The sequence below is a fragment of the Pseudarthrobacter sp. NPDC059871 genome, assembly GCF_042731175.1.
Classification (GTDB): domain Bacteria; phylum Actinomycetota; class Actinomycetes; order Actinomycetales; family Micrococcaceae; genus Arthrobacter.
Genome location: NZ_JBHWJV010000012.1, coordinates 66033 through 78883 on the forward strand (window position 1 = coordinate 66033; position 12851 = coordinate 78883).

General features: G+C 67.3%; 13 protein-coding genes. 4 read left to right on the forward strand and 9 right to left on the reverse strand.

Translation table 11 applies throughout. The features are described from left to right. Window positions 1-106 precede the first annotated feature (106 nt). Together ACFV4R_RS16375 and polA are read right to left on the reverse strand one after the other, a co-directional pair. Window positions 107-1396: a GNAT family N-acetyltransferase gene (locus ACFV4R_RS16375; protein WP_377203512.1), complete on the reverse strand. Its 1290-nt coding sequence runs from the start codon at window positions 1394-1396 to the stop codon at window positions 107-109. Between the two features lie 87 nt (window positions 1397-1483). After that, complete coding sequence (gene polA / locus ACFV4R_RS16380) at window positions 1484-4126, reverse strand: DNA polymerase I (protein ID WP_377203511.1); 2643 nt, start codon at window positions 4124-4126, stop codon at window positions 1484-1486. A 184-nt stretch (window positions 4127-4310) separates the two neighbouring features. Here polA and ACFV4R_RS16385 point away from each other — a divergent pair, with 184 nt between their 5' ends. Beyond that, complete coding sequence (locus ACFV4R_RS16385) at window positions 4311-4778, forward strand: PaaI family thioesterase (protein WP_377203462.1); 468 nt, start codon at window positions 4311-4313, stop codon at window positions 4776-4778. Between the two features lie 54 nt (window positions 4779-4832). Here ACFV4R_RS16385 and ACFV4R_RS16390 read toward each other — a convergent pair whose 3' ends face one another. From ACFV4R_RS16390 to ACFV4R_RS16420, 7 genes are all read right to left on the reverse strand, one after another. Next, the gene (locus tag ACFV4R_RS16390; protein ID WP_377203461.1) at window positions 4833-5138 is read right to left on the reverse strand and encodes a transcriptional regulator; all 306 of its coding nucleotides are present in this window, start codon (window positions 5136-5138) and stop codon (window positions 4833-4835) included. Continuing rightward, entirely contained in the window at window positions 5138-5608 is a 471-nt protein-coding gene (locus ACFV4R_RS16395) for a hypothetical protein (protein WP_377203460.1), read from the reverse strand. Before ACFV4R_RS16395 ends, ACFV4R_RS16390 begins: the two co-directional genes overlap by 1 nt. Before the next feature lie 56 nt (window positions 5609-5664). Further along, on the reverse strand, window positions 5665-6219 hold the full coding sequence (locus ACFV4R_RS16400; RefSeq protein ID WP_377203459.1) for a dihydrofolate reductase family protein: 555 nt from the start codon (window positions 6217-6219) through the stop codon (window positions 5665-5667). Between the two features lie 93 nt (window positions 6220-6312). Further along, window positions 6313-6534 (reverse strand): hypothetical protein, encoded by a 222-nt coding sequence (locus ACFV4R_RS16405; RefSeq protein WP_056078903.1) that lies wholly within the window; start codon window positions 6532-6534, stop codon window positions 6313-6315. Continuing rightward, window positions 6531-7844, reverse strand: coding sequence for an anion permease (locus ACFV4R_RS16410; RefSeq protein WP_377203458.1), 1314 nt, complete (start codon window positions 7842-7844; stop codon window positions 6531-6533). The genes ACFV4R_RS16405 and ACFV4R_RS16410 overlap by 4 nt, the downstream gene beginning before the upstream one ends. A gap of 152 nt (window positions 7845-7996) precedes the next feature. Continuing rightward, window positions 7997-8503: an HAD domain-containing protein gene (locus ACFV4R_RS16415; protein ID WP_377203457.1), complete on the reverse strand. Its 507-nt coding sequence runs from the start codon at window positions 8501-8503 to the stop codon at window positions 7997-7999. Between the two features lie 18 nt (window positions 8504-8521). Beyond that, the gene (locus ACFV4R_RS16420; RefSeq protein WP_377203456.1) at window positions 8522-9202 is read right to left on the reverse strand and encodes a hypothetical protein; all 681 of its coding nucleotides are present in this window, start codon (window positions 9200-9202) and stop codon (window positions 8522-8524) included. Between the two features lie 67 nt (window positions 9203-9269). Here ACFV4R_RS16420 and ACFV4R_RS16425 point away from each other — a divergent pair, with 67 nt between their 5' ends. The 3 genes from ACFV4R_RS16425 (at window position 9270) to ACFV4R_RS16435 (ending at window position 12838) form a co-directional block, all read left to right on the forward strand. Next, entirely contained in the window at window positions 9270-9824 is a 555-nt protein-coding gene (locus ACFV4R_RS16425) for an SDR family NAD(P)-dependent oxidoreductase (RefSeq protein WP_377203455.1), read from the forward strand. An 80-nt stretch (window positions 9825-9904) separates the two neighbouring features. Further along, window positions 9905-11518: a LuxR C-terminal-related transcriptional regulator gene (locus ACFV4R_RS16430; protein WP_377203454.1), complete on the forward strand. Its 1614-nt coding sequence runs from the start codon at window positions 9905-9907 to the stop codon at window positions 11516-11518. A gap of 237 nt (window positions 11519-11755) precedes the next feature. Continuing rightward, a complete protein-coding gene (locus tag ACFV4R_RS16435) occupies window positions 11756-12838 on the forward strand; it encodes a class I SAM-dependent methyltransferase (RefSeq protein ID WP_377203453.1) in 1083 nt (360 codons plus the stop codon). Window positions 12839-12851: the final 13 nt, after the last annotated feature.

Genomic DNA, 12851 nt, shown 5'->3' on the forward strand with positions numbered 1-12851 from the left:
ATTCTAGTCGCAGCGCGCAACAGGGGTCAAAAGCAGCTGTTCACCCTATCCCTTTGGCAACCCGCCCCTGACGATCCTCCCGCTGGAAGGCCGGCTACAGAAACGGTCAGAAGTGGGTGAGGCAGTGTGTTGCCCGCTCCACGGCGAACATTTGCTTGGCCTTGAGTGCGGACCCGTGTGTGGCTTCGCGGATTTTCCCGGCAGCCTTCAGCGTCACGGGGCACACGCCGCCCAGGTAGATCGAGGACAGCGCGGAGACGTCCAGTTCGAGGTCGGCGGACGTTTCGTCGGGGACGCGTTCGACGGCGGCCTGGCCGCCGTCGACATCAAGGGCGAAGGTTCCACCGGTGAGGCCGATCGTGTCCCCGACGGCGAGCACCAGCCGGCCGTCTGCCGGGTAGTGCCTGGCGGCCAGCGCCGAGGGAACGTCGAGGAGCCGCAGCCACAGCATGTCGCGGCTATCCGAGGCGTCGATGCAGCGCGGGTCCGCCAGCGCCCAGGCCAGCGGATCGTCCACCGGCGCCTCATTCCAGGAGACGCGCTCGACGAGGTCGATGGCTGCAAGGTAGTCCCACAGTTCAAGGTAGGCGTGGTCCGTGGCGGCCACCAGGTCCACTACCTCCACGGTGTAGGGCTCGGTTTCCCAGCCGAGGAATTTGTAGGAGACGTAGCCGTCCACGCCGCCGTCGGCAGCATAGTGAAGCGCCACCTTAATGGCCGGGTCCTCCTTGCCGTCGCGGCCCAGGGAGCCGGAGGCCAGCTGACGGTACCACTCCTGCCGGCCGATGGACCCCGGGGTGTTGCGGTGGACGCGGTCGAAGACGGCGGGCGCCACGTCCAGCAGCACCTTGGGGTCGGCGACGTCGATGCTTCCGGTGGCCTGGTGTAAAAGCTTGAACCGCGCCGTGGTGTCCACCGTGATGGAACGCTCGAGGCTGGCCACGCCGTAGCCGAACCGCCCGTAGATGGATCCTTCGGAGGCTGTCAGCGCGGCGACAGCTATGCCGTCGTCCTTGGCACCCTGCAGGTCCTCGGTCAACATGCGGCGCAGCAGGCCGCGCCGGCGGTGCGACGTCCGGACGGTCACGGCCGTGACCAGCTGGGCTTCGAGCATGCGGCCGAAGCCGATGTTCAGCGTTTTCCGGAACGTTCCGAACGTGGCCACCGGGACGTCTGCCGGCAGCGACGACGGTGCCACAGAGCCGGTCTGGTAGGCGCCGGTGAAGATGCGGCCGTCCACTTCGTAGGTGGCGAGCGAACGTTCGCGGTGCTCGGGGGTCCGGGTGGACTCATGGAATCCGAACCCTACGGCCTGAGCCCAGGTTTCGGCTTCGGAGTACCCGTCTTTCCCCTTGGATACCGCCGGGAAGCGCCGGATGTCATAGTTTCCGCTCAAATCAGCCACATGGGAGAGCGTAACGAATGCATCCGGCGCCTGACCAGCGCAGACACGCCCGGGACCGGGCGGGTCTGCGCACGCAGCCTAGTGGCCGGCGTCGTACCAGGAGGGCCCGACGCCGATCTGGACTTCCAGCGGCACGGTGAGGTCCGCCGCGGCGGCCATCTGTTCGGTGACCAGGGCCTCCACCGCCGCACGCTCTCCGGGCGCCACTTCGAGGACGAGTTCGTCGTGGACCTGCAGCAGCATCCGCGACTTGAGTCCCTGGGCCTGCAGTTCGGCGTGCACACCGAGCATGGCCCGCTTGATGATGTCCGCGGCAGAGCCCTGGATGGGGCTGTTGAGCGCAATGCGTTCGGCGTTCTCGCGGAGCTGGCGGTCCGTGCTGGTGAGGTCCGGCAGGTAGCGGCGGCGTCCTTCGATGGTAGAGGTGTAGCCGTCCACCCTGGCCTGGTCCACCACTCCGCGCAGGTAGTCCCGGACGGCGCCGAACCGGTCGAAGTAGTCCTTCATGAGGGTGCGGGCCTCGTCCACGGAAATCTCAAGCTGCTTGGACAGCCCGAAGGACGTCAGGCCGTACGCCAGGCCGTAGGACATGGCCTTGACCTTGGAGCGCATGGCGCTGGTGACCTGGTCTGTGGGCACGTGGAAGATGTTCGAGCCGACGAACCGGTGCAGGTCCTCGCCGTCCTTGTACGCCTGGATCAGCCCCGCGTCGCCGGAGAGGTGGGCCATGATGCGCATCTCGATCTGCGAGTAGTCCGCGGACAGCAGGCACTCGTATCCCTCACTGACCACGAAGATGCCGCGGACGCGCCGGCCTTCCTCACTGCGGATGGGGATGTTCTGCAGGTTGGGGTTGTTGGACGAGATCCGGCCCGTGGCTGCCACGTTCTGCGCATAGGTGGTGTGGATGCGGCCGTCTTCGGCTACCGACTTCTTCAGGGACTCGATCATCTGGCGCAGCTTGGCGGCTTCGCGGTGGGCCATGAGCTGGACCAGGAACTCGTGGCCGGTCTTTTCCAGCAGGTTCTTCAGCGATGCGGCATCGGTGGTGTAGCCGGACTTGATCTTCTTGGTCTTGGGCAGCTGCAGTTCCTCGAACAGGACCGTCTGCAGCTGCTTTGGCGAGCCAAGATTGACCTCATGGCCGATCGCCGCGAAGGCCTGCTCCTGCGCCTGGTCGATCACCCTGGCGAGGTCGGCGAGCTGTTCGTCCATGCGGTCCAGGTCGATCCCGATACCGGCCAGTTCCATGTCCGCGAGGACGCGGCTGACCGGCAGCTCCAACGTGGACAGGAGCTCTTCGGCCCGGCGTTCCTTCAGCTCTGTCTCGAAGAACCGGCTCAGGGCGGAGACGACGGCGGCAGCCTGGACGAGTGCTTCGGCGGCGGCGGCGTCGTTGCCGTCGAAGGACAGCTCCAGCTGGCCTGCCTTGGCGGTGGCGGCCGGCATCCCGACGTTGAGGTGGTGCTGGGCCAGCTCCGCGAGCTCGTAGGTGCGCCGGTCCGGCTGGATGAGGTAGCCCGAGATGGACGTGTCGTCCACCACGCCTTCGAGCTCCAGTCCGCGGGCGGTGAGTGCCTTCAGCGCGGCCTTGAACCCGTGCAGGACCTTGGGCGATTCGGGGTCGCGGAGCCAGGCCGCCAGCTCATTCTCGGTGTCCGCGTCGAGGGCGGTGAGGTCCAGGTAGACGGCGGCGCCCGCACGGACGATGGCCACGCCGGCGGCGTCTTCGCCGATGCGTCCCGGGACGAGGTCGACGGCGAGGGCTGAGCGCTGCCCGGCCCCTGCGGCCAGGAACGAGGCCAGTTCGTCCGCGGTGGCCGGAACGGTGTAGGCGGGCGCCTCAATGCTTTCGCGTTCGGCGGCGGGGGCGTCGTCGTCGCCGTAGAGCGCGAAGAGCCGGCTGCGGATGGTCTTGAATTCGAGCTCGTCGAAGAGGTCTTCCAGGGCCGCCTGGTCAGGGCGGGGCTCATACAGGTCATCCAGGGTGACCGGCAGTTCCAGGTCTGTGTGCAGTTGGTTGAGGCGCCGGTTGCGCTTGACGTTGTCCACGTTTTCGCGGAGGGAGTCCCCCACCTTCCCGCCGATGGAGTCTAGGTGTTCCAGGACCCCTTCGAGCCCGCCGTAGAGGTTGATCCACTTGGCCGCAGTCTTGGGACCGACGCCGGGCACGCCGGGGAGGTTGTCCGCGGTCTCGCCCACCAGTGCGGCGAGGTCCGAATAGCGGGACGGCGGGACGAAGTACTTCGCTTCGATGGCCGCGGCGTCCATCCGCGGGATGTCGCTCACGCCCTTCTTCGGGTAGAGCACGAAGACGTTGTCGGTGATGAGCTGGAACGCGTCGCGGTCACCGGACACCAGCAGCACCTCGTGGCCGGCCTTCTCGCCCATCGCCGCGAGGGTGGCGAGGATGTCGTCGGCCTCGTAGCCGGGCATCTTGATGGTCTTGATTCCCCAGGCTTCCATCACCTGGCCGATGAGGTCGATCTGGCCGCTCATCTCCCGCGGCGTTTCGTTCCTGCCGCCCTTGTATTCGCTGTACTCGGCCTTGCGGTGGGTCGATTCGTCGGAGACGTCGAAGGCCACGGCAATGTGGGTGGGCTGCTGTTCCTTGATGAGGTTGATCAGCATGGACGTGAAGCCGTGGATGGCGTTGGTGTGCTGCCCGTTGGACGTGGAGAACTTGTCCGCGGGCAGGGCAAAGAACGCGCGGAACGCCATGGAATGGCCGTCGAGGACCAGGAGCCGGGGCTGGCCGGTCATCGGTACGACGGGGGCGGCAGTGGCTGAAACCGACTCACCGGCTGAGGGGGCCGCATCCTGGGCGGCGGCGCCCTGCGGAAGTACTGGGGATGGAAGAGGGGCCGGTTTGGTTGTTTCACTCACAGGTGCCAGCCTAGTTGGCATGATGGACAATTTCACGCCCGGCCCCTTTGCGGCCGAGCTGACCGGGGCCGGCGTCCCGGAGCACCTGCACGGCTGGCTGGGAGAGTTCGGCATCGGCGCGCTGGTGGTGAAAATGGGCATCCGGTTCCTCGAGATGAGCCCGGAACGGACCGTTGCCACCATGCCGGTGGAAGGGAACACGCAGGTGGCGGGGATCCTGCACGGCGGCGCCCACGTGGTCCTCGCCGAAACCCTTGGCTCGTTTTCGGCCGCCATGCATGCCGGTCCGCACCGGCATGCCGTGGGAATCGAGGTGAACGCCACCCACCACCGCTCCATCGCCAAAGGCCTCGTGACCGGCACCTGCACCGCTGTTCACCTGGGCGGCACACTGGCCACCCATGAAATCGTCATGACCGATGAAGCGGGCCGCCGGCTGTCCACTGCCAGGATCACCAACATGCTCCGCGACAACGTCCGCAGCTGAGGCAACGCCCCGAAGCAATGCCGGGAACGGTGGGCCGTGGCTGATGTGGGGGTTTCAGGCTGGCAGGTGTTCTGCACTGGCTGCGATTTTGCGCAGTTCGTCGACATGGGCGCGGAACGCGTGCGCTCCGGCCGCGGTGAGGCGGACCCAGGTGCGGGTGCGCGTGTTGACCGCACCCTTGCGGAGCTGCACGTAGGCTGCCTGTTCCAGCACTTTAAGGTGCTTGCTGAGGACCGAGTCGCTGAGCGAAAGGGCCTCCCGGATGACCCCGAAATCCACCTCCCCCGCTTCGGCCAGCAGTGCGCAGATACGCAGCCGCGTCGGCGCGTGGATCACTTCGTTGAAGCCGCCGGAGTCCACTAGCGGGGGTTCCTGAGCGACTCAGCGAGTCTGCGTTCCATGGCCGGCCCGCTGACCAGCGACAGGACGAATGCCAGCACAGCCATGAGGTAGACCAGCCAGTCTGCCGCAGTGGCCGCGTGCCAGGCGAGGGCAGACGCGACAAGAACTGCAAAGGCCCCCAGGTACGCGGCGGCGGCCACCCGGCTCCCCCTGTGGGTGTAAACGTCCACAATGACCCGTGACCGCCTGGACTGCATAACGGGGAGCAGGCAGAAAACAACGATGGATGCCGCCAGCGCGGGCGCTGCCCAACTGCGTGACCCGTAGAGCGCGAGTCCCACGATGAACAGGCCCATGCCCAGGCCCTGGACAGGGTACAGCCACCGGGGAGAACCGACGAAGGGTGCCAGCGACCGGTGTGATGCAGCCACGGCCAGCAGCGCGTCGTGTGCTTGGTCGGGACTTGGCCGGGCGCTCTCGTGTGTCATGCCTCCACCATAGACTTTCCATAGTGGAAAGACAAGACTTTCCACTATGGAAAGTCTTAGCGGGCGCTGGCGTCCGCCAGCAGGTACCGGGACTCCACGATCCCCCTGCCCAGGGTTCGGGAGGCAGTCAGCTCAAGCGGCGGCGTCGGGCCCTGAATGGGCAGCAGGCGCTTGCCATCGCCGAGGATGACCGGGATGACGGAGAGGATGATCTCGTCCAGGAGACCCGCAGCGGCGAACTGGGCGGCGAGGTTGCCGCCACCCACCACCCAGATGTTCCGGCCTGCGGCGTCCGCGCGGAAGTCATCGGCGAACTCGGTGACGCTGCCCCGGACGAACGTGATGTCGGAGCCCGGCGGGGCCGCGTGTTCGTGGTGGGTGAAGACGTAGCAGGGGGTGGACGGGTACGGCCATTTGCCCGGTTCATGTTGCATCAGCCAGGCGTAGGTCTCCCCGCCCATGACGATGCAGCCCACGTCCGCCATGAACGATTCATAGCTTTCGCTTCCGCCCTCGAAACCGTCGAACTGCAGGAGCCAGCCGAGATCGTCCCCGGAGGTGGCGATGAAGCCGTCCAGGGAGGCCGCGACGAAATACTGGATGCGTGGCATGGGCCAAGCCTAACCAACGGCGCAGGGCCTGCCCAGTACGCCTGCCGTGGCCGTTGTGCCGGGCAGGACCGCGATGGCCCTCGAGGACGGTGGCTATTTGGAGAAGTACGGGATAATCAGGTAGAGCCCGAAGAGGACCGCGGCGCCACAGAGTCCAAAGCAGAGGTAGGCGAGCGACCGCTTCAGCCCTGGAGAGGGCTGCTGGGCATCGGCGGCAATCGCCGTCAGCCGGACACCCAGCGCGTACAGCGTCACCACCGTGGAGGCGGCAATGAGTGTGGCGCCGGCAACTGTCAGGAGTTCCAACCACTTCATCGCTGCGTTTCCTTCGGGTTGGTTGCGTCGGCGTCGGCCGGCGCCTGTGACTGCGACTCCGCTTCCGTCTGCGGCCTGGCGTTTGCCTTGGCGCTGGCTTCGGCTTTCGCTTTGGCCTTGGCCTCGGCGCGCGCCCTGGCCATGGCCTTCTTCTTGGCGAAGCGGACGGCCTGCCCGGCTTCCTCTACCTCCACGGCGTTGTGGTGGCCCACGGCGGACTTGCGGGAGTAGAAGAACATGAACAGTACGGCGCCTGTACCGGCGATCGCTGCGATGAGGACGCCCACCACTCCGGTGTTGACGAGCAGGGCAGTCAGCGCGCCGACAATGCCGGCGGCTGGAAGGGTGAACAGCCAGCCGATGGCGATCTTTCCCACCATGTTCCAGCGGACCGTGGTGCCCTTGCGGCCCATTCCGGAGCCGATGACGGAGCCGGAGGCCACCTGCGTGGTGGACAGCGCGAAGCCCAGGTGCGAGGAAGCCAGGATGGCCGATGCGGTGCTGGTCTCAGCGGCGAAGCCCTGGGCGGGCTTGACCTCGGTAAGGCCGGATCCCATGGTGCGGATGATGCGCCAGCCGCCGGAGTAGGTGCCGATGGCGATAGCCAGGGCACAGGCAGCGATAACCCAGAACTGGGGTCCGGTGCCGGGTGCCTGGGTGCCGGCGGCGATGAGGACCAGGGTGATAATGCCCATGGTCTTCTGGGCATCGTTGGTGCCGTGCGCCAGCGCCACGAGGCTGGAAGTGAAGATCTGGCCCGTGCGGAAGCCGCCACGTTTCTGCGTCAGTTTGCTGCCGGTCTCGGGATCGTGCCGCGAGGTCAGTGCGTACGCGAGGCGGGTGCACACATAGGCCACCAGCCCGGCGATCAGGGGGGCAAAGATGGCCGGCAGGATGACCTTCTGCATGAGCGTTTCGAGGTTGACGGAGCCGAACCCGATGCCCGCGATTGCTGCGCCGATCAGGCCGCCGAACAGGGCGTGGGAGGAGCTGGACGGCAGACCCTTGAGCCAGGTGATCATGTTCCAGAGGATGGCACCCATCAGGCCTGCGAAAATGATCTCCGGAGTGATCTGGACCCCGTCGGTGCCTTCGCGGATGATGCCGCCGGAAACCGTCTTCGCCACCTCGGTGGACAGGAAAGCGCCCACCAGGTTGAGGAGGGCGGCCAGAGTCACCGCGGTCTTCGGCTTGATGGCACCCGTGGCGATGGGTGTTGCCATGGCGTTCGCGGTGTCGTGGAAGCCGTTCGTGAAGTCGAAAAATAGAGCCAGTGCAATGACCAGCGCCACCATGAAGGTGATGTCCACCTGTTGCCCAATCTGCAGAGTTGGTGTTCAGCAGTTTCCGTACCCCGGCTGCCGTGCACAGCATAATTCACCGGATGTTCGTGGGGAATGTCCTGTGCTGCTAACCAAACCGGTGCGAAACCCTATCGATCGTACGCGCCCGTGGCAGCAGGTCAAAACAGCGATCCGGCCAGGAAAGACCGGACGGACTCCAGTTCGGCGGGCGAGATTCCGCGCCGGGGATCCGGGGAAACGGCAAGCATCCGGCGGCCCAGCAGCCGCACCCATGACTGCGCTTCCGCCTCGTAGCCAAGCTGGTCATCGATCCACACGGCAGCGTCCGGACCCGTGGTTTCCAGGTGGTCCATGATGGCCTGGAATTTCCACCACCCCTCCCCCGTCCCCGCTCCTGCCGCCGTGAGGTATGGCCAGTCCCTGCCGTCCAGGCCGATGGCCGGGCACAGATACTGGGGGGCAAGCTCCTCCCAGCTGGTGAGCCACACGCAGCGGACGCCTTCGGTGCGGGCGATGCCGTTGAGCCCGGCGACCAGCTCAGCGGCATAGGCCACCGGCAGCAGCCCGGCATCGGCCCGCCGCCACGCAGTACCCCACCCGGTGGTTCCGGCAGGCCCAAAAGGGCAGATGACGCCGTCGACGTCGATATACATCGTGCGTGCCACGGTGTCCGTCCGAGCGGGTCAGCCGGGCTGGTCCGATGGCCTGCGTCCGGTGCCCAGGCCGGGTGCAGCAAGCCTTTCGAGCGCGGCGATGGTCACGTCCGGCAGGACGATCAGTCCGTCCAGTTCGCGCCGCGCCCGCTTGTAGGCGGCCTGCCGCTCCGCCGGGGTGGCGGCCGCGTTCTCAGCGATCATCAGCAGCGTCCTGGCCGTGGCGAGCCGCTCACGCTCGGGTCCGGAAAACTTGCTGTCGCGGATCCGGCGGGCTTCCCGCTCTGCCACGTCCAGGGCAACGGCAAAGGCATTGACTGCCGTCCGGTAGGCGTCCAGCCGGGCAGGCGACAAGTCCTCGGCGGACTGGGGACGCTGGCCGTCGGCGTCGCGCTTGGCCCGCAGGAACGCGACGGTCAGGGGTTCGCGCACGTCCGTCATGAGTGGAAAGTCGATGAGCTTGCCCACGTCGAGTTCGTACTCGAGCCACCGCCGGTTGGTGGCATCATGCGTGGCGGTCAGCGCCTCCACATCGGCCACCGAAGCCTTCCCGGCCTCCCTGGCCTGATTCTTCAAAGTGAGCAGTTCCACCTTGCGCCGGTGCCGCCGCTCGCTGGCCTTGCGCCACGAATTGGCATAGTGGCCGGCGAAAGCGGTCAGCGGAAAGACCAGCCACCATTTATCGGAGAGGAAATCAAAGAGGGGCTCCACTGCACCATCCTCGCAGGAGGCAGGGGCCGCCTCAAGGCTGCGGCCTGGCCGTTGGTTCATGATGTAGGTGAATCAGCTTCATCAGAGGACAGGAGAGGTCAACGTCTTCGGCGCTATGCGGCTGGCCCAGCTGGCACTTCCGCACATGCGCGCGCAGGGCTCCGGCACCATCGTGAACATCACCTCGATGGGCGGAAAGATCTACACCCCCCTGGGCGGCTGGTACCACGGCACCAAGTTCGCCTTGGAAACCCTCAGTGACTGCCTGCGGCTCAAGGTCAAACCCTTCGGCATCGACGTTGTGGTCATCGAGCCCGGCGGGATTGCCACCGAATGGGGCGGAATCGCAGCAGACCTGGTGCAGGAAACCTCCGGCAAGGGCCCGTACGCGGCCCAGGCGAAGGCCGTGGCAAAGTCTTTGCGGTCCGAAACCAACGCGAACCGCAACTCCCCGCCGTCGGTCATCGCCGACGCTGTCGGCAAGTCAGCCACAGCGGAAAAACCCAAGACGCGCTACGCCGTTGGGTTCGGTGCCCGGCCCCTCATCGCGACGCGCAGGCTCCTCAGCGACCGGCTGTTCGACACGCTCATCAGCAGGGCCGTCGGGCTGCCGCGCACCTGAGCCGGCCTGTTCGGGCCTAAGCCTGCCTGTTCGGGCCACGGCGGCGGCAGTACGCTGGAGACGATGTCCCGGAGGGGCCAATGACGGAACTGGACCAGCTGCTGGCGTCCGGGCGGGAAGCATTCGCCCGGCGGGACTGGCCTGCGGCCGAACTGTACCTCCGCGAAGCGTCCCGGCTGGAGCCCCTGCCTGCCGGCGACCTCGAAGCACTCGCGGACTCCGCCTGGTGGCTGGGAGATATGGCGGCAACGCTGGCAGACTCCGAAGAGCTGTACCGGCGCCTCGCTGAAAGCGGCGACCGTGCCGGGGCGGCCATGGCAGCCATTGAACTGAGCCTGCGGTGGGGTACCCGGGGGGACCTGGCCCTCGCGTCCGGATGGCTCAGCCGCGCCCGGCGGACCCTCCTCGGGCTTGAGTCGCTGCCCGCCTACGGCTACCTCCAATACCTGGAGGCAACCATGACCATGGATTTCGAGGGCGACCCGGGACCTGCCGCAGACGCAGCCGAGGCACTTGAGGCCCAGTCGCGGGCCTGCAGCGACCCGGTCCTGGCTTGCTTCTCACGGGTGCTGTCGGGCCTGGCCCTTGCCCGCGCCGGCGACGTGGAAACGGGCTTCCGGCACCTCGATGAAGCAATGCTGCCCGTCCTCGCCGGCGAGGTCCCGGCCGAGTGGAGCGGCGACATCTACTGCACCGTGACGCACCTCTGCCATGCCTTGGGCGACTACGCACGGATGCGGTCATGGACCGATGCACTGCAACGGTGGACAGCCGGGATGTCCGGCACATTCGTGTACGCCCACGTGACCCGGGTCCACGAGCTTCAGCTGCTCAGCACCGAAGGTTCCTGGGAGGAAGTACTCAGGGAGATCGGCCCGCTGAGTGAATCGCTGGCCGGCGCGCACGGGTGGATGGCGGGTGCCGGCTTCTGCGAACTGGGTGACATCCTGCGGCTCCGTGGGGATTGGGCGGGGGCCAGGGCGGCGTACGCCAGGGCACGGGAGGCCGGGGTGGACCCCCAGCCGGGTGCGGCCCTACTGCTGCTGGCAGCCGGCCGGCGCACCGAGGCCCTCGAACTCATGGGCCGCTCGCTGGGCGAGGCTACCGCACTGGACAGGGCCCGCCTCCTGCTGCCCGCCACGGAAGCGGCGCTGGCTACCGGGCAGCGGGCGCTCGCCGAAGCCTATTGCGCCGAACTGGAAGAGAGCGCATCCCGCTTTGCCTCGCCCGGCTTCCTTGCCTGGGCGGCCCATGCCCGCGCACGGGTGCTCGTGGCCGCGGGCAGGCACGCCGATGCACTGGAGCCGTTGGAGACCGCCATCCGGATCTACCGCCACCAGCATGCGCGGTATGGCATCGCCGCCGTGCATGAACTCCTGGCGGCCTGCAGGCACAGCCTGGGGCAGCAGGGCGCCGCTGCAGCGGACCGAGCCACAGCACTGGCGATCTACCGCGGGCTTGGCGCGCACCCTGATGTCCGCCGCCTGGGCGATCCTCTGCCAGGCGGACTCACGGCTCGCGAGACAGAGGTGCTGGCCCTGGTGAGCCGCGGTGCCAGCAACCGGGACGTGGCGGCCGCCCTGGTCCTCAGCGAGAAGACGGTGGGACGGCACCTCGCCAACATCTTCGCCAAGATCGGCGTGGCCTCGCGGACGGCGGCGGCGGATTGGGCGCGGGACAACCACGTGGCCTGACGGACGACGCCGGCAGGGGCATCCAGCGCGGGCCCCCTTGGGTGCGCCCCGCCGTCGCACGACCCCGGGAGGGTGCCCGCCTGCATCATCCGCACCACGCCGGTTCCTTGACGATGCATCATCCGCCCGACGCGGCAGCCTGCTGCTCCGCCCTACGGTGGTGGCATCCGGAGAGCCCGGATAACCCCGGGCCGAAGGAACCGGCACCCGGGGACAGGACAAGACAGAGGACAGGCGATGACCACCTACCAGGCGGAAAAGGGAAGCGAACCAGCAGCGGCCCTGGAAGCAGCGGCAGCGGAACGGCTCATGGGCATCCTGAACGACGGGTCTGCCGCCGTGCTCATCAGCATCGGCCACCAGGCGGGGCTGTTCGACGTCCTGGCAGGCCTGCCGCCGGCCACCAGCGCGCAGATCGCCGATGCTGCCGGGCTAAACGAACGCTATGTGCGCGAGTGGCTGGGCGGGCTGGTGACGGCAGGCATCATCGGCTACGAGCCAGCGTCGGAAGCTTACGTCCTGCAGCCGGCCTACGTGCCGTCCATGACCGGGACAGGCGTGGACAACCTTGCCAGGACACTGACCTTCGTCACGCTCATGGGCGAGGTGGCCGGAAAGGTCGCTGCCAGGTTCCGCACCGGAGGCGGACTGCAGTACGGCGAGTACCCCGGCTTCGTCCAGATCCAGGCCGCCGACAGTGCCGCCGTCCACGACTATTCGCTGGTGGACGTGATCCTTCCGCTGTCCGGGAGGGTGGCGGACCTGCGTTCGGGAATCCGGGTGGCCGATGTGGGCTGCGGCGCCGGCCACGCGGTCAACCTGATGGCGCAGGCGTTTCCTGCCAGCACATTCGTGGGCTACGACTTCCTGGCAGAAGCCCTGGAAGCCGGCCGGGACGAAGCGCTGCGGCTGGGGCTGTCCAACGTCCGGTTTGAGCTTCGCGACGCCGCCGCACTGGACCTCCGGGAGGAACTGGACCTCGTCACGGTGTTCGATGCCGTGCACGACCAGGCCCACCCGGCAGCAGTGCTCCGGAACATCCGGCGGGCCCTCAAACCCGGCGGGACCTTCCTGATGGTGGATATCAAGGCCTCCAGCGCCCTGGAAGACAACGTGGGCCTCCCCTGGGCCGCCTTCCTTTATGCCATTTCCACCACGCACTGCATGTCCGTATCGCTGGCCCAGGACGGCGACGGCCTGGGCACCGTCTGGGGCGTCCAGCTGGCTGAAGCCATGCTGCGGGACGCCGGCTTCCGTGACGTCGAGGTGCTGGACCTCGCGGAAGACCCCTTCAACGCGTACTTCGTCGCGTCGGTGTAGCACCGGCCAGGAA